This is a genomic window from Rugosimonospora acidiphila, assembly GCF_039543385.1.
GTDB lineage: Bacteria > Actinomycetota > Actinomycetes > Mycobacteriales > Micromonosporaceae > Rugosimonospora > Rugosimonospora acidiphila.
Genome location: NZ_BAABJQ010000019.1, coordinates 175,723 through 196,105, shown reverse-complemented (window position 1 = coordinate 196,105; position 20,383 = coordinate 175,723). Strand labels below are relative to the sequence as shown.

The window sequence follows — 20,383 nt, the reverse complement described above, 5'->3', positions numbered from 1 at the left end:
CCCGGCCACGCGACGGCCGCCATACGCCGGGATGCCGGCCTGCTCCGGACTGATCTTCGCCCGCCGCGAGGTGAGGAACGCGCGTACCTCGCTGCGGTTGTCCATGCCCATACCTCTAGGCTAGGCAACTCGCCCGGCGTGAAGGGGTTCCTACCGTTACCCCCTTTGACCGATGTCTGCCCACCGCCTGCGGGGCAACGTCCCCCATCCAAAGGCCCCAGCGCCCGCCCGAAGCCGGATTACCTTTATGTCCCCTCGTGCGGCACCTCGCTGGGGACACCCTCACACCGATGGTGCTATAGGCGGCGAACTCGCCGCGTGTCACGTCAACGGGGCGCTGGGATCGGCGAGCTTTTCGTCTCCGGGCGGGTTGCGGCTGGGCAGACTGAGCCATTCGTAACCGATCAGGGCGAGCAGGAAGGCGGCGAGTAGGCCGAGCGTGGCGAGCGCAGTACGATGTAAGCGCCGATCAGGACCAGCGGTCCGTTTCCGGGTGCACCGGGCGACGGCCAGGCGTCCGGAATCACCAGAGCGGCGACGAACATAGCACCCATCGCGACCGTCGTCCCGGTACGAACCCGGCCGACGTCGGCGCGGGCGTAGTTGCCCATCCAGGTGTACGTCGTCCACGAAATCCACAGCAGTGCCAGGACGAGTAGACCCTGCGCCAGCCTGAGAGGCGTGAGCCGCTGATCCATGAACGTGATGATCCGGGTGAGGGCGAAGACGAACACGAGATCGAAGAAGATCTCAAAAAGCGTCGTCCGATGGGTCTCCTCGGTCAGCAGAGCAGGCCTCGATCGCAAGAACTCCGATCGAGGGCGCCGCGATCGAGAGTGCCCCATCATCACATCTTCTGCGCCGCCCTGACTCCGATGGAGCGAATCGACAATCTCCCTCGTACCACCTGAACCGCATGGGGGCGGCGCTCAGAAACCTCTCATCCTGAATCACTGTCGCGAAACAGCAGCCCACGCCCCTGTGCGGAGTTTTGGCACGGCACAGGGCCCGCATGCCGATCATTCAGCTGCGACAGCACCTCGCCGTGCTGGCCCAGTTCGACGGCCACCGGGGCGCGGGCGACCAGATCAACGACATCCTGGTCAAGCGCGCCTACACCGCACCGCGCGGACGTCTCAGGCGCCCACCAACCGTCGCTCACGATCCTCGCCGGTCGTGATCGTCCGGCTCCGGGGCCGGCTCCGGCTCCCCCGGTTGTGCGCGCAGCGTCTGTGACGGCGACTCCCCATAGCGCGACCGGTAGTCCTGCGCAAATCGGCCCAGGTGCGTGAAGCCCCAACGATGGGCAAGCGCCGCGACGGTTACCCCGTCCCTCTGCTGGGCCGCGACCAGATCCTCACGGACGCGGCGCAGCCGCAGATGGCGCAGGTACTGCATGGGTGAGACGCCGAGGTACTCGCGGAAGGACTCCTGCAGCAATCTGGTACTCACGCCGACGCGCCGGGCCAGCGAGCCGACGGTGAGTGGGCGCTCGGGGACGTGCTCCATTATCGCGATGGCCGCCGAGACGTGGTATGGGGCCTCCTGCGGCAGACCCTCCGCCAGATTTGCGGTGTAGGTGTGCGGTTGGGACAGCAGCAGCCCACGCATGATGATGCGCTCCATCTCCGCGGCAATCAGCGGATTGTGCACGATCCCTTCGGGCTCATTCAACTCGCTGGCGAAGAACATCGCCACGTTGACCCAACTGGCGATGCGCCGGCTCGCGACGTCCATCCGGATCTCGAACCGAAGCGGCTCCCCGACCGGGATGTCGGTCAGGTCGACGAGCTCGCTCTCCAACGCGATCCGATCGATACGAAATACCATCGCGGCCGAGTCGCTGCGCCACCGCATCGTGAAAAGCCCGGTCGGCGACCCCACCGACGGATGCGTGGCGGTCGAGGCGAACTCCTGCCGATCGGTGCGGATGTCCACCCGACCGGAGACCGGCACCTGTACGAAGAAGAACGGCCTGTCGTCATCGGAGACGGTGGTGATGTCGCCGCCATATGCGATGTACATGGGGGTGACCCAGGGCAGCCGTACGGCGTGGATCCGTGCATCCAGGTGACGATCGTTGGAGGCGAACTCCAGCCGGCTGGTGGCCAGTTCCCGCGCGACACATCCCTTGGTCTCGTCGAGATCGGAAGACCGCAGGACCACATGCCGATCTAAGGGAAGTTCAGCCATGACACTCCATCAGTGCACCGGGAGGCTGTGCCGTGACGGATCGGCGGTCCTGCTACCGTGCATCGCTCGTATCGATGTCGTGATAACCATCCGGGTACAGCGGGTCTGGATATAGCCATAGTGCCATCCTGTCGCCGAGTTTCAACCCCCATCGGGATATCAACTACTGCTGATGGCGGGTCGACCGTCGCCGGTTGGCCGTACGGCCCGACCTGCGGTAGGAGGTCGGTCTGCCAGATCAGATGGCGTTTTCAAAAATCGGCGCGGTGGCCGATGTCTTGCCAGTATTCCGAGGGAAAACGTCCTAACGCGTCGTCATTTACGTGCACTCCACGCTTAAGGACATCCCTGCGCCGGGATAGGTTGCGAAGTGCTTCGCGTGAAGGGCTTGACAGGTTCGATGTCACGGGTGTTACCTAGAGCTTGCACAGCCGTCACAGTAGGCAACCACCACCTCGGCTGAGGCACACAACGGCGGCCCGGGCGTCGAGCCAGCGCCGCTCCCGATGGCCCGTTTCCAGGCGTCATCCCGTCGACATCACATCGGCTCCGGCGCTCAGGTACCGATCGCGGAGCCGGAACCAACACTCCCCCACCGCTGGCGATCCCTCCGTGCCAGCGGCCGAGTCGTCCACGAGGAGGAGTTATGTATCCAGGCCTCACGGCATCGAGGGCAGGCGGCGCGCTCCGGGTACTCGCCGGCCTGTCCGCCGCCGCCCTGCTCGCGGTGACCGCTTGCTCGGCATCGTCCACATCAGACAGTGACGGCGGGGCGTCGAAGACACTGACCGTCGCGACGGTCGTCTCGCCACAGACTCTCGACCCGGCCAAGGCGGTGCAGAACAACGCCTGGCTGGAACAGTTGGCCTACGAACCGCTGATCGTTCGCCGGTCGGACGGATCGCTGGCCCCCGGTCTGGCGACCTCCTGGGAGTACCACGGCGAGGGCAACACCACGTTCGTGCTTCACCTGCGCACGAAGGTGCAGTTCTCCGACGGTACCGCGCTGACCGCGCAGAACGTCGTCGACCACCTGACGTACGTCGTGGCCTCGGCGGGCCAGATGGCGTCCTTCCTCGCCGGCGACACGTTCACCGCGACCGATGCGACCACCGTCACCATCACGTCCAAGTCCGCCAACCCGAACTTTCCCGAAATCTTCACCCAGGACTACAACATCGGTGGAGTCATCAGCAGCACCGGATTGAAGTCTCCGAGCGCCCTCGGCACGCAGACGGCCGGGGCCGGCCCCTACATGATCGATACGGCGCAGACCGTCGCCGGCGACCACTACACCTACCTGCCCAACCCCCACTACTACGACCCGCCACAGGTGCACTGGGCGAAGGTGGTCATCAGGGTCATCACCAGCCCGCAGTCCGTGCTCAATGCGGTGCGCACCGGCCAGGCGGACGTGGCCGTCGGCGACCCGTCCACGGTCACCGCGGCGCGTCAGGCCGGCCTGACGGTGGCCGCCGCGCCGTTGCTGTGGAGCGGTGTCGTTCTCGCCGATCGGGGCGGGACGATGGCCCCGGCGCTCGCCGACGTACGGGTGCGCCAGGCGCTCAACTACGCGACCGACCGGGCCGCCATCGCCGGCGCCCTGTTCGCCGGGGTCGGCCAGCCGACCAACCAGATCACGGTGCCGGGCGGATACGGGTACGACCCCGCGCTGGACAAGACCTACCCGTACGACACGGCCAAGGCCCGGTCGCTGCTGACCGAGGCGGGGTACCCGCAGGGGTTCACGCTGCGCATGGTCACACCCGAGTACCAGCAGCTGAACCTGATGGCGCAGGCGCTGAAGCAGCAGTGGAAGCAGGTCGGGGTGAACCTGGAGATCACCGACTATGCCAACTCCAACCAGTACACCTCGGATGCCTTTGGCGGGAAGTTCCCCGCATTCATGACCGCGTTCGGGCAGTTGCCGATCTGGATGGAGGGGCCGTCGCTACTGCTCCCCTCGGCCGCCTTCAACCCGCTGCACCACGCGGATCCGGCGCTGCAGAACCTCTACGACCAGGCGGCGCGGGCCACCGGCCCGGACCGGGACGCCCTCGACCGGCAGGTCGAGGCCTACGTCACCGACCAGGCCTGGTTCGTACCCGTGGTGACCACCAGCCTGCCGTACTACGCCCGCAAGACGGTCACCGGCGTACGGACCTCGGCCAAGGCACCGCTGCTGGAGCTGTACGAGATCAGGACCGCCGGGTAGCACGCGCGGAGCGGGGGGGTGGTGTCCCGCCGCTCCGCTCCCGCGCACCGCCCCGCCGCGGCAAGACCCGCCCCCGCTCACCCGTCCACTACAGAGGCCAGGTGTCCGATGCTCCGAGCCGCACTCCGATGGCTGCTGTCGTCGGCTGCCCTGCTGTTCGTCGTCACCGCGTTGACGTTCGTCCTCGTCTCGCTCGCACCCGGGGACGCCGCCAAGGCGATCCTCAGCAACCAGAGCAGCACCTACAGCCCCGAGCAGTACCAACAGATGCGGCACCTGCTCGGCATCGACCAGCCCCTGCCTGCCCAGTACTGGCACTGGCTGGGCAATCTCCTGCACGGCAGCCTGGGTACCGATCTGTTCAGCGGCCAGAGCATCACCGACGCGCTGGGCGAACGGATCGGCCCCAGCCTGTCCATCACGCTGGGAACCGTTCTGCTCTCCGGTGTGGTGGGCACCGGGCTCGGAGTGCTGTCCGCCCGACGGGCCGGGCTGGTCGGGCGGATCGTGGATGCCGCAGCGCTGGCCGGCTTCGCGGTACCGAACTTCTGGCTGGCTCTGCTGCTCGTCGAGCTGCTGGCACTCAAGCTGACAGTGTTCCCCCCGGGCGGCTATGTGCCGCTGGGCGCGAGCGTGACCGGGTGGCTGCACAGCCTCGTCCTGCCGGTCGCGACGCTGTCGGCCGGCGGGGTCGCGTTCGTCGCGAAACAGACCCGGGACGCGATGACGCAGGTGCTCTCGGCGGAGTTCGTGACGATGCTGCGCGCCCGGGGCCTGTCCACCCGGTCGATAGTGATCAGGCACGCGCTGCGCAACGCGGCCGGTCCGGTCGTGACAGTGCTGGGCCTGCTGCTCGTCAGCCTGCTCAGCGGCGCCGTGGTCATCGAGAGCTTCTTCTCGATACCCGGGCTCGGGCAGCAGGCGGCGTACGCCAGCGGAACCCATGACCTTCCGATGATCACCGGTGTCGCCTTCTGCTTCACGGTGCTCGTCGTCGCGGCGAACCTGCTGGTCGACCTGTCCTACCGGTGGCTCAACCCGAAGGTAGGTGACGCATGAACACGAAACGCGAGCGCAGCGAGGTGTCCCTCAGCCTTTCCGGCGGCAGGTTGGCCGTGGCGACCGCCGGTGCACCCGTGGCTGTGCCGCCGGGCGCCGCGGCACCGGCCTCCCGCCGGTCCCGCAGCCGGCTTCGCTGGCGGCCGCTCGGGCTGGTCTCGGCGGCGTACCTGGTCGCCCTGACCGTCGCGTCGCTGTCGGCCGGATGGTGGGCGCCGATCGACCCCGAACGGCAGGATCTGGCCCACGCGCTGGCCGGCCCGAGCGCCGCGCACTGGCTGGGTACCGATCGCCTGGGTCGGGACGTGCTGATCCGGCTGCTGCTCGGTGGCCGGATCACCCTGGTCAGCGTGGTCGAGGCGGTGGTCGTCTTCGCCGTGCTCGGCATCGGGCTCGGGGTGGTCTCCGGTTATTTCGGCGGATGGGTCGATCGCACCATCGGTTGGCTGTCCGACCTGCTACTCGCGCTGCCCGGCATCATCGTGCTGCTGATGGTCCTGTCGGTCTTCCCCGGTGAGACTCTGGCCACGATGGTCGTGCTCGGCGTCATCAGCTGCCCGTTGCTGCTGCGGGTCACCCGGGGCGTCACCATGGCGGTCCGCCAGGAGCTGTACGTGCGGGCCGCCCGCCTGTCCGGCCTCACTCCGCTGCGCGTCATGTGGCGGCACATCCTGCCCCGCCTGGCCGGCCCGATCATCGTGCAGGTGTTCCTGTTTGCCGCGACCGCCGTGCTCGTCCAGGGCGCCCTGTCGTTCCTGGGCCTGTCCGCGCCCGAGACGCAGGGGCCCAGCTGGGGCAACATGGTCGGCGAGGCGGCCGCGGTCACCGGGCAGGACGGGTGGCTGGCGGTGCCGACCGGCGGGATCATCGCGCTGACCGTACTGGCGCTGGGGCTGCTCGGCGACGCGGTGCACGACGCCGCCGTGGACCGGACCCGCTCCGCCGCCGCCTTGCCCACCCGGCCGGCCAGGCCGGCGGGTCCGCGCCACGGATCCTCCCCCACCGCGCCGCCCGGGCCGGCGCAGCACCCCGCGCTGCTGTCGGTGCGTGGGCTGACCGTCGCCTTCGATCTGCCCGGAGGGCCGCTGACGGCGGTCCGGGACGTGAGCTTCGACGTGTCGCCGGGCGAGTGTATCGGCATCGTCGGCGAGTCCGGTTCGGGCAAGACGGTCACCGCGCGCAGCCTGCTCGGCCTGCTCCCACCGCACGGCCGGGTCACCGGCGGTTGCGCGCGCTTCGACGGGCTCGACCTGACCGCCCTGCCGGAGCGGCAGCTCCGGGCGGTCCGGGGTTCCCGGATAGCCTTGATCAACCAGGAGCCGATGAGCGGGCTGGATCCGTCGTTCCGGGTGGGCAGCCAGCTCGCCGAGGTGGTCCGCCGCCACCGCCACGTCGGCCGGGCCCAGGCCCGGGCGAAGGCGGTCGAACTGCTGGCGACTGTACGGTTGCCCGAGCCCGAGCAGGTGGCCCGCCGGTACCCGCATGAGCTGTCGGGCGGCATGGCGCAACGCGTGTCGATCGCGCTTGCCCTGGCCGGCGATCCGGCGCTGCTCATCGCCGACGAGCCGACCACCGCGCTGGACGTCACCATCCAGGCCGAGATCCTCGCCCTGCTCCGGGATCTGCGCAGCCGCCTGGGCACGGCGGTCATCCTGGTGACCCATGACTGGGGCGTACTGGCCGACGTGTGCGACCGGGCCGTGGTCATGTACGCGGGCGAGGTCGTCGAGCAGGCGGCCGTGACCGACCTGTACCGGGCTCCCCGCCACCCGTACACGCAGCTTCTGCTGCGGGCGAATCCGCATGTGGCGCCGGTCGGGGACGCGCTGCCCACCATCGCGGGCACGGTACCGGCGCCCTCGGAGTGGCCGGCCGGTTGCCGGTTCCGGCCACGCTGCCCGTACGCGGAAGACGTCTGCGGCAGCCAGGCGATCCCGCTGGTAGATGTCGGGTCGGACCGCACGACCCGGTGCATCCGTTCCGAACAGGTGGGGACACGATGACACACGGACAATTCCTGCTCGAGGTGCGTGATTTGGTCGTCCACTATGGACACGGTCGGCGCCGGGCGCCGACCACCGCTGTCGACGAGGTCAGCCTGTGCATCGCCGCCGGGCAGACCGTGGCTCTCGTGGGCGCGAGCGGCTCCGGCAAGTCGACGGTCGGCAACGCCGTACTCGGACTGACCCCGGCCGCCTCCGGCACCGTCACCTTCGCCGGCGAAGACATCACGCACGCCCCACCGGGCCGCCGCCGGGCGCTGACCCGGGACATCCAGGCCGTCTTCCAGGACCCTTACGGCTCGCTCAATCCCAGCCGGACGATCCGGCAGACTCTCGTCGAGCCACTGCTCGCCCACCGGGGCGTCGAGCCGGTGCCGGCTCGGGCGGCGGTGTCCGAGGCGCTGCGCAGCGTCGGCCTGACCGAGGACGTCGCGGACCGGTACCCCGCCGAATTCTCCGGGGGTCAACGCCAACGGGTGGCGATCGCCCGCGCGTTGATGGTGCGGCCGCGCCTGATCGTCTGCGACGAACCCACCAGCGCGCTGGACCTGTCCATCCAGGCACAGGTGCTCAACCTGCTGCGGCAGCTGCAACGCGATCGGGGGGTCAGTTACCTGTTCATCACGCACGACCTCGCGATCGTCCGGCACATCGCCCACCGGATCGTCGTGCTGCGCCGGGGACGGGTGGTGGAGACCGGAACGACCGGGCAGGTGTGCGAGGCGCCGGAGCACCCGTACACCAGGGCGCTGCTGGCCGCCGCCCCCGTCCCCGATCCGGTGGCTCAGCGCGCGCGGCGCGAGGCGTACGAGGCCGCGGCGGTGCAGCGATGACTCTGGCCGCGCCGGTCCGCGCGTTCCTGGACGGTGCCCTCCGGGAGCCGCTGGACTTTCTCACCCTTGAGGAGCAGCGACAGTTCATGCGCCACCTGTCCGACCTGAACTACCTGCGCTACGGCCGCCGGCCGGATCCGGTCGCGTCCGTCGTCGACCACGCGGTGCCCACCGGGGCCGGCCCGGTCCGGGTCCGGGAGTACCGGCCCAGCACGGGCCGCCCGCTGCCGGCCCACATCTTCCTGCACGGCGGCGGATGGTGGTTGGGCGCCGTTGACGAGCTGGTGAACGACGCCATGTGCCGGTACCGCTGCCTGCGGGCGGGGTGTGCCGTCCTGGCGATCGACTACCCGCTCGCGCCGCGGCATCCGTTCCCCGCCGCGGTCGACGCCGCACACGCGGTCCTGTCGCACGTGATCGGCAACCCTGGGATGTGGGACATCGACCCGGGGTCGGTCTCCGTGGGCGGCGTCTCGGCGGGGGCCAACCTGGTCGCCGCGCTGGCCCTGAAGTGCCGGGCCGAGGGTGGCCCGCACACCATCCTGCAACTGCTGGAGGTGCCGGTCCTCGACCTGACCCGCTGGTGCGCACCGGGCGCCCCGGACCCAGACCGCCACCACGCCGACGAGCTGATCGCCGCGGTCAACCGGTACCTGGATGGTCCCGACCCGTCGGGCCCGACGGCCGGAACCGATCCCGTGGCCCGGGGCGGCGAGCGAGTCCGTGAGCGAGCCCGTGCGCCGCTGGCCTCACCGCTGGCCGCGCCCGACCTGTCCGGCCTGCCGCCGGCGCATATCATGACAGCCGAGATGGATCCCCTGCGGGTGGACGGAGAGCTGTACGCGCGCCGGCTGGCCGAGGCCGGCGTGGCGGTGACCCTGCGACCCTGCCCCGGCGCGATCCACGGGGTGTCGTTCCTCACCCGGGTGTGGCCGCCCGCGCGGCAGTGGCAGCGATCCGCGGCCGAGGCGGTGCGGCGGGCGCACGAGCGGACGGGCGGCGCGCCCCACCGAGGGAAGGGAGCACCGCCGTGGCCGACCCAGTGACCATCTACGACGTCGCCGCCCGCGCCGGGGTCAGCATCTCGACCGTGTCGCAGACCATCAACCGTCCCGGCCGGGTCAATCCCCGCACCCGGGATCGGGTGCTGCGGGTGATCGAAGAGCTCGAGTACGTGCCGAAGGCGGCGGCGGTCAGCCACGCACGCCGGGGCGTCGGACGCATCGGTGTGCTGGCCCCCTTCACGCCCTACGACTCCTACCGCCGCCGGCTGATGGGTGTGCTGGCCGAATCGAACGGGGCCAGCTGGGACGTCGTCGTGTACGACCACGAGTCCGCGGCGGCGAGCATGTCGCCGCTGCTGCGCACGCTGCCCGCCACCGGCCGGTTGGACGGGCTGCTCATCATGGGGCTGCCGCTGGACGACGCGCTGGCGGACAACCTGCTGACCCGCGGGCTGCCGACGGTACTGGTGGACAGCTCGCGTGCCGAGTTCAGCACGGTCAACATCGACGACGACGAGGGCGGCTCGATGGCGGCCCGGCACCTGCTGGAGCGGGGCCACCGGTCCTTCGCCTTCGTCCAGGAGCCGCAGGAGTCGTTCGCGTTCCTGTCTCAGGGCCAGCGGCGCAACCGCGGCTTCCGGCGGGCCGTCGCCGACGCCGGGGGCGATCCCGACGCCGTTCACACGGTGCTCACCAGCAATGACATCGCGGGCAGCCGGGAGGCGCTGCACGAGGTGCTGGCCAGGCGGCCACGACCGACAGCTGTCTTCGCCCACCACGACGTGCTCGCCGCCGGGCTGCTGCTGGAGTGCCGCCGGCGCGGGGTACGGGTGCCCGACGATCTGGCCGTCGTCGGGTTCGACGACGGCAGCGTCGCGGAGACGGCGGGGTTGACGACGGTACGCCAACCGTTCGAGGAGTCCGGGCGGCTGGGTACCCGGCTGCTGCGAGACGCCGTACGGGGTGCCGCGGAGCCGATCCAGCGCATCGTGCTCGGACTCGAACTGGTGGTGCGGGAGAGCACCTGACCGGGGCCCGCCCACGAGGCCGCATCGCGAGGAGCATCCGCGACGGCGTTCGGCGCGGTGCCGCCGTCGAGCGGACACCGCTTCGACCAGAACGTGGACATCCGCGCCAGCGTGCGACGGGACGCGCCGGGCAGCGCCCGCCTGCACGGCACCGCCGACGTCGACGTGCACCTGTGCAGGGTGAGCATGTCGTCGTGAGGGTGCGACTCTCACTCACCGCGCAGACCGCGGTGGCCCTCGGGGAGGCGAGCGTGGACGGCGTCCGGCTCGCCCGGCGGCGGTGGGAGATCGGGCTCCCGACCCAACCCGACGACCAGGAGGGCGGCGAGCGTCAGGGCGGCGGTACCGGCCAGGAAAGCGAGGTGGTAGCCGGAGACGAGCGCCTGGTCACCACCGACGGGTAGGCGGGCCGAACGCCAGGATGCCAGCGACGCCAGCAGCGCCAGGCCCGCGGCCCCGCCGAGCTGGCCGGCCGTCTGGTATCCGGCCGAGGCGAGGCCCTGTCGACGGGCAACAGCGGTGGCCAGCGCGCTGACCGGCACCGACTGCACACCGAAGCCGAGCGCCAGCACGCCCAGGATGGGCAACAGCACGGGCATCGCCACCCGGGGCGAAGTCGTCACCAGCAGCAGGGCGCCCACGGCGGCGACCGCGAGCCCGAGGGCGGCCACCATGCGTTCCCCCGCGCGGCGCATGAGCACCGGCGCCAGCATCGAGCCGGCGACAATGCCGACGCTCAGTGGGCTGAGCGCGAAACCGGCCCGGATCGGGTTTAGCCCGAGGACCTCCTGCAGCCACAGCGTGCAGCAGTAGTTGACGGCCACCAGCGCGGCCGAGCCGAGGGCCAGCACCCCGCACGCGGTCAGCACCCGCGCCGACGGAAACTTCGCCGCGAGAGCCGGTGCCGCAGAACCCGGCTCCGGCTGCGCTCCCCCGGTGGCGCCGCCCAGCCGGCGCGCCCCGGCCAACGCCACGACGCAGCACGCCACGGCCGGCAGCCAGAACACCGAGTGCCAGCCGAGCGTACCGGTGAGCACGCCGCCGATCCCCGGGCCGAGCGCCACCGCGCACGCGCCCGCCCCGCTCCACACCGCAAGCGCCCGGGTCCTCTGCCGGGCCGAGCCGGCGCGGCTGACGACGGTCAACGCGGCCGGGCTGAACAGCGCGCCACCGACGCCCTGCACGATCCGGCCGACCACCAACTGGCCACCGGTACCGGCGAGGGCACAGCAGACCGATCCCAACCCGAACAGCACCATGCCGACGGCGAACAGCCGCCGGGGACCGAACCGGTCGGCCGCGTACCCGCCGAAAATCAGGCAACCGCCGAAGGCGAGGCTGTAGCCGTTGACGATCCACGGCAACTGGGCCGCGGACATCCCGAGAGCGTCCTTGATGGACGGCAGGGCGATGGTGGCGATGGTCGCGTCGCCGAGCACGATGACGTTCGCCAGCGATGCCAGCACCGCGCCGGCGGGCAGGCCGGTGCGTGCCGGCACGCCGATCCGACCGGCGGCCACGGAGCGGGTCATCCGGCATCTCGCAGCCGCGGCAGTGACCGGTTTCCGTCGCACGCCGCGAACCGGTGCAGCATCGCGGTCAGATCGTCGGCCAGCGCCCGGAGGTCGTGGCGCGGGTACACGCCGTCGTGCCCGCAGAGCTCGCCGGCGATCCGGCCGTCGGGTCCCCGCCGCAGGATGTAGGACAGCGGCAGCACCTCGGGATGGTCCTCGGTGTGGCGGGGGGCCAGCCGTACCGGATCGATCCCCCGCACCGCGATCCGCAGTTCGCCGTCGGGCGTCGGCACCACGGCCTCGCCGCTGGAGCTGTTGGGCAGGTAGTTGTACCTGGTGTCGAACAGCCGGCCGCCGCGGGCGCTGAGGTCCTCCGCGACGACCTGCCGCACCAGCCCCAGTGGCAGTGCCCGCGCTGTGGCGTCCCGGTGCGCCCGATGCACCCGCTGGAGCAGTTGCCCGACAGTGAGGTGCCCGGACACGTCCACCCGGACCGGCACGTGGTCGAGCAGCGGGCCGACGACGCGGTGCAGCTCCGGCCGTTCCCGACTGGCCCGGGTCACGCCGATGATCACGTCATCGCCTACGGCGTACCGGCGTTGCGCGACGACGGCGGCGAGCAGGGCGGTGTTGAGCCCGACGGCGTGGGCGCCGGCCAGGCGGCGCAGCGCGTGCGCGGTACCCGCCGGGACCTCCGGCAGGGGGCAGGAGATGAACCGTCCACCCAGCGGCGGAACCGCGCACAGTGGCGGCAGGAGGCGCAGCTTCTCGCGCCACCAGGCCTCCGCGTCCGCGTGGCGCCGCCCGCGTTCCCAGGCGGCGAAGTCGCCGATCTGCAGCGGCAGGTCCGGAAGCCTCGGCGCGCGCCCCACCACCGCCGCCCGCACGCACCTGACCAGTTCGTCGTGCAGCACGCCATGCGACCAGCCGTCGAAGATGAGATGGTGGACGAACATCGCGAGCACGTGGTGCCGAGGTCCCATCCTGACCACCAGGACGTTCCACAGCGGCGCGCGGTCCAGCGCCCGCGGTCGCTCGGCCTCCGCGATGATGCGCCGCTCCAGCTCGGCGGACGGGTCGGCCGAGCCGGACAGGTCGAGGTGGCCCAGCTCCACCTCCACCCGGGGGGCCACCAACTGGTCGACGTCGTCGTGTCGGCGCCGGAAGGCGATACGCAGCGCGTCGTGCCGCCCGGCCAGGTCGTCGAGCGCGCGGCTGAGGGCATCGGTGTCCAGCGGGCCGCGCAGGTCCCAGCCCAGCGGGGTGCTGTAGAAGGACCGGCCGTCACGGCAGGCCAGCACCCAGTCCCGCTGGTAGTAGCTGGCCGGCCGGCGCAGCATGTCGTCGATGATCTGGGTCATTGTCCAGTCTCCCGATCGTGATTTGCGGCGGTCAGCTCGCGCACGTCCACGCCGGGTGTCCGCGCGACCGTGGCGAGCACGGTGGCGAAGTGTCCGGCGAGCTGGTGGACCCGCTCCGGTCCGTGCAGGTGGGCGTCGCCCTCGATCTCGCCGCCCAGGCCGCACGAGTCGATCCGGGGTCGGTAGGCCAGCACCGCGTCGCCCAGCCACCACGGGTCGCTGCGCCGCTTGGTGATGCCGAAGGGCAGCTCGACGCCGCCGCCGGGCTCCGGGTCCGCACCGCCCCTGCCCGGCGGCAGGAAGTTGAGGTTGACCGCGAACACCGGCGGTGTCCGGCGGTCGAGCAGGGGAAGGAGCAGGCCGAGGGGCAAGCGATGGTCGTACGCGTCCAGCAACCCCTCGCGGACCCGGCCGACCAGCTCCTGGAAGCTCGGCCTGCCGCCGATGTCGACCACCAGCGGGATCTGATCGGCGAGGCAGCCGACTGTGGAACGCAGCCCGGGACGTTCCCGGTTGCTGACCGTCAGGCCGATGACGACCCTGTCGCTGTTAGCCGCACCGGCGTGCGCGCCGATCACCGCGGCGGCCAGTACCGTCGTCAGCGTGGTGCGGTGAGCGGCGGCCAGCCGCTCCAGCGCGTCGAGAACGTCGCCGGGCAGCCGCGGCAGCGCGGGACGGACCGTCCAGTGTGGAGTGCCCGCCGGGTACGCCATGCCGAGGTGCTGATCCGCGGAGGACAGCGCTTGCGTCCAGTACCTCCACTGCCGTGCCGTGGCCCGCGTCGCCCGCTCCTGCTGCGCGACCTCGGAGAGGGGCAGGCCCGTCGGCGGCGGGGCCGCGCCCCGGCACAGCCGTTGGACCTCATCGGCGAGGACCTTGACCGAGACCAGATCGGACACGGCGTGGTGCAGCCAGATGACCAGCACTCGCTGGCCGGCGAGCACATGCAGCTCCGCCCGCGCGAGCGCGGAATTCTCCAGGACGAATGGACGTTCGGATCCGGCGAGCAACAGCCGCGGAAGTTGGCTGTCCAGGCTCCCGTCGTGCTCGATCACGGTCAACGGAAGCGCTCCCGAAGGCTGCACCCGCTGCCGGACGCGCCCATCCGGGGTGCGAATGAGTACCGTCCGCAGGGCGCTATGCCGCGCGACGAGAGCATCGAGGATCTGCTGGAGGCGGGCCAGTTCCACGTCCGTACCGATCCGGACCACCGCCGGCACGTTGATTGCCGACTGTTCGTGGACGGCACCGCCGGACATGACGAACGACTCCTGCGCGTAGGACGCGGGAAAGGTCCGCGTGCCATCCGTAGTGCTGACAGACATCGTATTTCCTCCTCTGAGTGAGACGGGTCAGCGCGGCGCCGTGACGGATCCGTCCGCCACCGGGACGATCGCCTCATCGTCCGGATTGACCGCCGGTGCGGCGTCCACCCGCTCGGCGAACGCGCGCAGGGTCGGGGCGTCGAGGATGTCGCGAACGGTCACCCGCTTGGCCAGCTGCCCGGTCACCTGTGCCACGACCTCCATCGCCGTCAGCGAGGATCCACCGATCTGGAGGAAGTCGTCGGCGGCCGAGACGCGGTCGAGATCCAGGGCGCTGGCCCACAGCCCCGCCACGAGCTGTTCGGTCGCCGTACTCGGGGCCTCGTACCCACCGGCCGTGGTACCGGCCACGAAGTCCTTGCGGAGCTGCTTTTTGTCGATCTTCCCCAGCAGGTTGCGCGGCAGGTCCTCGACGACGACGATGCGCTGGGGGGCGGCGGATCCCTTGGCCCGCCTGAGGTGTTCCGCCAGGTCCGCCGGGTCGAGGCCCGGACGGGTCCGGACGGCTGCCACCACGGATTCGGTGAGGACCGGGTGCGGCACGCCGAAGACCGCGGCCTCGATCACGCCGGGATACGCCATGGCGGCCGCCTCGACGTCCAGTGTGGACACATTCGTGCCGCCGCTGTTGACCAGGTCGGGATTGCGGTCCACGAGGTAGAAGTAGCCGTCCTCGTCGACCAGGCCCACGTCGCCGGTCCGGGTCCAGCCGCCGGGCAGGAATACCGCCGAGCGAAGGTCCTCCCCGTCGTACCTGCGCTGCGGCGCCTCGCTGCGAAGCTGGACATCGCCAGCCGTGCGCGCGGGTACCACGTCACCGGCGCCGTCCACTATCCGGACCTCGGAGCCCTCGGCCGGCCGGCCGAGGGAGGTCGGGCGGGTGCGGTCGAAGTCGGTGGCGAGCCGGCGCGGCCAGCACTCCGTGGTCGAGTACACGTTGCGGATCCGTGCGGTCGGGAAGAGCCGGGCGAGCGCCTCCAGGGTCGCCGGATGGATCGGCGCGCTGGTGGTCCGCACCTGACGTACGCAGCCGAGGTCGTGTTCTCCGGCCGTCGCGGCGTTGACCAGAGCGATCGCCATGGCCGGCACGAGTACGACATCGGTCGGCCGCTGATCCTCGATGGCGGCCAGGAATTCGGCCGGAACGAATCGCCCCAGCGTGAATGTCCGATGTGGACTCACACACAGCGGCTGGATGAGCAGCCCCTGGCCCACGGTCGTGGCGGGCGGCAACGCGTGCAGCGCCGTACGAGCCTGCCGGGCGCGCGAGCCGCGAAGCGGGTACAGGAGGTTTTCGTGCGTTGCCACGACCCCTCTGGGTACGCCCGTGGTCCCCGACGTGTAAATGATCTCGGCGTCGTCACCGGCCGAGCATGAAACATCGACCGATCCCGTCGGCTGCCCGTCGGCAAGCACCGCCACGGTGTACTGGGGCGTGTCCGGCAGTGGGACCGGACCGCCTCCGACGGCGCAGACCGCACCGGATTCCCGAGCCGTGCTGGCCATCCGCTCGGCGCCGGCGGACTGGTGAAGCGGTACGGCGACCGCACCGGCCTTGAGCACCGCGGCCCAGGCCACGGCGTAGTCGATCCAGGTGCCCGTGGAGCACGGCAACAGGACCCGTTCGCCGGGGCGGACCCCGCGCTCGATAAGACCGTGAGCGGCCCGGTTGGACGCGACCTCCCAATCGGCGAACGTCAGATCTTCGCCGCCGACCACGCGGTGCGCGATGTCCTGCGGACGCTCGGCCGCCCGGTGCCGGAGTTGGGCGGGCACAGTCCATTCATTACTGTTGTCAGGCATAGCGAGTCATTCCCCCGGAAATTCTGATGGTGTCATTACCATTCCTGGTCTCACGAATCCATGTATCCCGAACTACTGCGTGACGCTTCACCCACGCCCCGCGACTTCTTCACAGGGCGGATCACCGGCTCGGCGCATCAACGCACCGCGGTTTACGCTAGGTGCGACTCAACGCCGCCCTCAATCCCATGTGCGCGGCGTCGCTATCCACCTTCTGCAGATTCCACGGCACCCGTAACATCCCGATCAACGACGTAACACGGCGCACGCCCCAAGGCCTGACCAGCAGATATCGGCCGGCTCGGCCGTTGTCGGGCATAGCGAGTCATCCCCTCGGAAATTCTGGTGCAGTCATCACCATTCTCGGAACAAGCAATCTTGCATATATGGATCTCTCTGAACCAGAATTGCGAACATCGCGATGTGGATGTCGCCCACAATTCGTGCGACGCTTTACCCACGCCCCGCGGCCTCTTCACAGGGCGGATCACCGGCTCGGCGCGTCAACGCACCGCGGTTTCACGCTAGGCGCGACTCAACGCCGCGCTCAATCCCATGTGCGCGGCGCCGCTATCCAGCTTCTGCCGACCCCGCGGCACGGGTGGTCAGGGACCCCGCGCCTGTTACGGGGTGGACCGGCTCTCCCGGAAGCGCTGTTGCACGATCGGATCGGACCACACGTTGTGCCGGTGGCGAGGTCCGAGGTCAGATCATCAGGGCGAGTTCGGTGATCGTTGCGGTGACCAGCGGGCTGGGGCGGGAGGTCCACTCCCAGTTCGTAGTGTCCACGGCGGCAATTTGAAGGGAGACATGCCCGGCGATGCTCACCTGAGCCGGTACGGTCGGTGCACACCCCACGCGTCGCTCGCCGCTGTTCGCGATCAGCCAGGGCCGTACTTCTGAAGAACGCGGCCCGGGCGTTCAGGCCCGCGGATGTCGAGGCAGGCGATCTGCCCTGGATCGGCGATCCCGCCCAGTCGCACGACCGATCTCGGCCGATGCCTGATCGCCCCGCCCGCGAGGGCCGTCCAGCGACCGCGCGCCGGGCTTGGGAGGCGTGGGTTGAGCTCGTGAGCCGGCATGGCATCGAAGCCGCACAGCTACGCGCCGCCGCCGTGGAGCGTCCGCCGCTGAAGGTGCGGGCAGGCCCTGCGCGCCGGAAGCTCGGGAATCATCGCTACCGCGCTCCGCCGCGAGGGCTGATCCGCTGGGGATCTGGCAGCCGGCGGGGCCGGGCAACGGGGGATGCCGACAACAGGATGGCGCCGTTCCGGTGTGGCCACACCACCGGAACGGCGCCGCTCAGGGGTGCCGACTGGGTCTGTGCTCGCCTCGCCACAATTCGGCTGGGGCTGCGCTTATGCGGTGCGACAGGTGACCGTCGGCCAGGTCCAGTTACCGTGGTGCTGGATGGTTACGCCCCAGGTGTTGCCGCTGCCGTTCGGTCTCGCGGTCATCACGTTTCCGGTGGAGTCCCAGGTGGGGCTGATGTTCCAGGTAGCGATGATCTTCTCCGGGGGCGGCATTGTCATGGTCACGATCCAGGTGTTCGAGCCGGTGACCGTGACGCCGAGGTTGTACCGGTCGCTCCACACCGTGCCCGCGGACAGCGTCGCGGTGCAGCTGCCACCGGCTGGCGGAGTCGTCGGTGGGGTGGTTGGCGGGGTGGTTGGTGGGGTGGTAGGTGGGGTCGTAGGTGGCGTCGCGGGCGGGGTGGTGGGACCGCCGGTCGACCCGGTGCTGTTGAGGCCGAGGAAGTTGATGGCGTAGGCGACCATGCCGGACCTGGGCAGTTCGTGGCCGGCGCCCGCGACGCTGATCCCCTCGACCGGGGCCTGGGTGGTGTTATTGCCGTACCGGGTGCGGGTCCAGCCGGACTGCGGCGAGTCGGTCATCACCGAGGTCTGGCTGACCCCGTTGAGGTTGCTCCACTGTTTGATCTCTTCGCCGAAGTTGTTGTAGTTCAGCGTGGTGTCGGCGGTGCCGTGCCACAGCTGCATCCGTGGGTACGCACCGGAGTAGCCGGGGTACATCGCCCGGGCCGCGTCGCCCCACTGTTGAGCGGTCTTGCTGATCTGACCGCCCGAGCACTGGCTGTTCCAGGTGTTGGTGCTGCTGCCGGTCGCGAAACAAGTCGCCGGCACGCCCATGAAGGCCGAGGCCGCCTTGAACACATCCGGGTACTCCGCCGCCATCACGTTGGTCATCATGGCGCCGGAGGACACGCCACTGACGAACACGCGGCCGGTGTCCACGTTGTAGCGCTGCTCGGCGTAGGTGACCATCGACATGATGCCCACCGGGTCGCTGCCGCCACCCCGGGTCAGGGCCTGCGGCGAGTAGACGTCGAAGCACTGCCCGCTGCGGGTGGCTTCGGGGAACACGATGATGTATCCGTACTGGTCCGCTGCGGTCACATAGTCGTGGAAGTATCCACTGTAGAGCGCGGAGGCAGTGCCCTGGCAGTAGTGGATGGCGACCAGCAGGGCCGGGTGGGCGGCGACCCGGTCCGGCACGTAGATGTACATGTTGAGGTCGCTGGGATTGTTGCCGAAATTGGTCACCCGGGTCAGCGACGCGGCGGCCGCCGGCCGGACGCCGAGCAGCACGGCCGCGGCGGCCAGCGGCACCACGGCCGCGACCACCAAGGCTCTCAAGAGGCGTCTCACCTCAGAAACTCCTTCCTTGTGGGGGCACTGGTCGGTGTCTGTTGTCAGCCGACCCGGCAACTGACGCGTGGACGGGCGCCGGTGTTGCCGTTGAACATCGTGGTGAAGCCGAACGAGTTGCCGTTGCCGTTGGGACGAGCCGTCATCACGTTGCCGCTGCTGTCCCAGCTGGCGGAGATGTTCCAGGTCGAACTGATCTTCTGGGGCGCAGTGATGGTGACGGTGACGATCCAGTTACTGGAGCCGGTGACGTTCACGGCGGTGTTGTACCGGTCGCCCCACACCGTGCCCGCAGTCAGGCTCGCGGTGCAGCCGGTCGGCGGGGCCGAGGTCGGTGGCGCGGAGGTGGGTGGGGTGGTAGGCGACGCGGTGGTCGAAGTCGGACTCGGGCTGGGGCCGCCGGCGCTGCCGATGCTGCCCGGCACCGACGTCAGCGCGCTGAACCAGGTGGCGGCCATCTTCTCGTATCCGCCGGCGTTGGGATGCACGCCATCGGCCAGGTCGGCGGTGGTCAACGCGCTGTGCATGTCCACCAGGTGCACGTGCTTGCCGGCGCTCACCTTGCCCTGCACGATGCCCGGGATCGCCGCGTTGAACGTGCGGACGTTGGTCTCCAGGCTGGCCGAGCCCAACGGGATGATCGTGGCCACGAACACCTCCGCGCTCGGTGCGGTCGCGGTGATGTGATCGATCAATGTGGACAGTCGGGCCGGGGCGCTTGACAGGTTGTAGTTCTGCGCGATGTCGTTGGTGCCGATGTGCAGCAGAATGGTGTGCGGCGTATAGGCGTTCAGCCAGCTCACGATGTTCGCATCGAGTTGGTCGATGCGCCAGCCCGAGTGGCCCTCGTGGTCGTGGTCTCCCAGGCTGGCCGGCCCGTTGGCCAGGGAGCCGACGAAGTCCACCCGGTACCCGCCGGTCTGGAAACGCTGCCACAGACCGATCCGGTACCCGCCGGGCACCGTCAGGCCGTCCGTGATCGAGTCGCCCAACGGCATCACCCTGGTCCCACCGTTGGACTCGGCGTTCGCATTACCGATGCCGATCAGCACGGCCGCGGCGACGGCGAGTGCCGCGACCGCTGCCATCCACCGACGACGTGTGCTCATGATTCACCTCCGTAAAGTTCGAACTTCAGTTGGTGGGTCCGGTGCAGCCGCCGACCGGCACCGCCGATATTCATGACAGGCTCGGCTGTCGGGCGGCTCTCGTTTGGAGATCGTGCGGCCGGACACGGGTCGCCCCCCGCCGACCCAGACGCTCCCGGACCCGGCCGCCCGCGAAGTGCCCGGGTCTGTGGACCCCTCACGGGCGGCCAGTCGGATCAAGGACGGGCGCAGCCGACCACGGTCGGGTTGGTGGCGCCGTTGTTGCCG

Annotated in this window: 17 protein-coding genes; 8 read left to right on the top strand and 9 right to left on the bottom strand. The window is 70.1% G+C overall.

From position 1 onward, the window contains the following. Window positions 1–404: 404 nt before the first annotated feature. Complete coding sequence (locus ABEA87_RS28085) at window positions 405–806, bottom strand: low temperature requirement protein A (RefSeq protein WP_345634600.1); 402 nt, start codon at window positions 804–806, stop codon at window positions 405–407. A 206-nt stretch (window positions 807–1,012) separates the two neighbouring features. Between ABEA87_RS28085 and ABEA87_RS28080 the strand changes: the two genes are divergently transcribed. Next, complete coding sequence (locus ABEA87_RS28080) at window positions 1,013–1,180, top strand: hypothetical protein (RefSeq protein ID WP_345634598.1); 168 nt, start codon at window positions 1,013–1,015, stop codon at window positions 1,178–1,180. On the opposite strand, the gene ABEA87_RS28075 is transcribed toward ABEA87_RS28080, so the two are convergent. Next, window positions 1,159–2,166 (bottom strand): AraC family transcriptional regulator, encoded by a 1,008-nt coding sequence (locus ABEA87_RS28075; protein ID WP_345634596.1) that lies wholly within the window; start codon window positions 2,164–2,166, stop codon window positions 1,159–1,161. The genes ABEA87_RS28080 and ABEA87_RS28075 overlap by 22 nt on opposite strands. 673 nt (window positions 2,167–2,839) lie before the next feature. Between ABEA87_RS28075 and ABEA87_RS28070 the strand changes: the two genes are divergently transcribed. The 7 genes from ABEA87_RS28070 (at window position 2,840) to ABEA87_RS28040 (ending at window position 10,533) form a co-directional block, all read left to right on the top strand. Further along, complete coding sequence (locus ABEA87_RS28070) at window positions 2,840–4,408, top strand: ABC transporter substrate-binding protein (protein WP_345634594.1); 1,569 nt, start codon at window positions 2,840–2,842, stop codon at window positions 4,406–4,408. Window positions 4,409–4,516: 108 nt separating this feature from the next. Then, the gene (locus ABEA87_RS28065) at window positions 4,517–5,467 is read left to right on the top strand and encodes an ABC transporter permease (RefSeq protein ID WP_345634592.1); all 951 of its coding nucleotides are present in this window, start codon (window positions 4,517–4,519) and stop codon (window positions 5,465–5,467) included. Then, window positions 5,464–7,470, top strand: coding sequence for a dipeptide/oligopeptide/nickel ABC transporter permease/ATP-binding protein (locus ABEA87_RS28060; protein ID WP_345634590.1), 2,007 nt, complete (start codon window positions 5,464–5,466; stop codon window positions 7,468–7,470). The genes ABEA87_RS28065 and ABEA87_RS28060 overlap by 4 nt, the downstream gene beginning before the upstream one ends. Further along, a complete protein-coding gene (locus ABEA87_RS28055) occupies window positions 7,467–8,303 on the top strand; it encodes an ATP-binding cassette domain-containing protein (protein WP_345634588.1) in 837 nt (278 codons plus the stop codon). Before ABEA87_RS28060 ends, ABEA87_RS28055 begins: the two co-directional genes overlap by 4 nt. Beyond that, on the top strand, window positions 8,300–9,349 hold the full coding sequence (locus ABEA87_RS28050) for an alpha/beta hydrolase (protein WP_345634586.1): 1,050 nt from the start codon (window positions 8,300–8,302) through the stop codon (window positions 9,347–9,349). The genes ABEA87_RS28055 and ABEA87_RS28050 overlap by 4 nt, the downstream gene beginning before the upstream one ends. Next, window positions 9,334–10,335 carry a LacI family DNA-binding transcriptional regulator gene (locus ABEA87_RS28045; RefSeq protein WP_345634584.1) on the top strand — a complete coding sequence of 334 codons (1,002 nt, stop codon included), beginning with the start codon at window positions 9,334–9,336 and terminating at the stop codon, window positions 10,333–10,335. Before ABEA87_RS28050 ends, ABEA87_RS28045 begins: the two co-directional genes overlap by 16 nt. Before the next feature lie 57 nt (window positions 10,336–10,392). Next, entirely contained in the window at window positions 10,393–10,533 is a 141-nt protein-coding gene (locus tag ABEA87_RS28040) for a hypothetical protein (RefSeq protein WP_345634582.1), read from the top strand. Between the two features lie 11 nt (window positions 10,534–10,544). On the opposite strand, the gene ABEA87_RS28035 is transcribed toward ABEA87_RS28040, so the two are convergent. The 7 genes from ABEA87_RS28035 to ABEA87_RS28005 all read right to left on the bottom strand — a co-directional run bounded on the left by ABEA87_RS28035 (window position 10,545) and on the right by ABEA87_RS28005 (window position 20,116). Next, a complete protein-coding gene (locus ABEA87_RS28035; RefSeq protein ID WP_345634580.1) occupies window positions 10,545–11,867 on the bottom strand; it encodes an MFS transporter in 1,323 nt (440 codons plus the stop codon). Next, window positions 11,864–13,210, bottom strand: a complete 1,347-nt coding sequence (locus ABEA87_RS28030) for a condensation domain-containing protein (protein WP_345634578.1) — start codon at window positions 13,208–13,210, stop codon at window positions 11,864–11,866. The genes ABEA87_RS28035 and ABEA87_RS28030 overlap by 4 nt, the downstream gene beginning before the upstream one ends. Further along, complete coding sequence (locus tag ABEA87_RS28025; RefSeq protein WP_345634576.1) at window positions 13,207–14,535, bottom strand: condensation domain-containing protein; 1,329 nt, start codon at window positions 14,533–14,535, stop codon at window positions 13,207–13,209. Before ABEA87_RS28025 ends, ABEA87_RS28030 begins: the two co-directional genes overlap by 4 nt. A 27-nt stretch (window positions 14,536–14,562) precedes the next feature. Next, window positions 14,563–16,311, bottom strand: a complete 1,749-nt coding sequence (locus ABEA87_RS28020; protein ID WP_345634574.1) for an AMP-binding protein — start codon at window positions 16,309–16,311, stop codon at window positions 14,563–14,565. Between the two features lie 732 nt (window positions 16,312–17,043). Continuing rightward, the gene (locus ABEA87_RS28015) at window positions 17,044–17,166 is read right to left on the bottom strand and encodes a hypothetical protein (RefSeq protein ID WP_345634572.1); all 123 of its coding nucleotides are present in this window, start codon (window positions 17,164–17,166) and stop codon (window positions 17,044–17,046) included. Window positions 17,167–17,696: 530 nt separating this feature from the next. Then, window positions 17,697–19,007, bottom strand: a complete 1,311-nt coding sequence (locus tag ABEA87_RS28010) for an extracellular catalytic domain type 1 short-chain-length polyhydroxyalkanoate depolymerase (protein WP_345634570.1) — start codon at window positions 19,005–19,007, stop codon at window positions 17,697–17,699. Between the two features lie 44 nt (window positions 19,008–19,051). Then, complete coding sequence (locus tag ABEA87_RS28005) at window positions 19,052–20,116, bottom strand: GDSL-type esterase/lipase family protein (protein WP_345634568.1); 1,065 nt, start codon at window positions 20,114–20,116, stop codon at window positions 19,052–19,054. Window positions 20,117–20,383 lie beyond the last annotated feature (267 nt).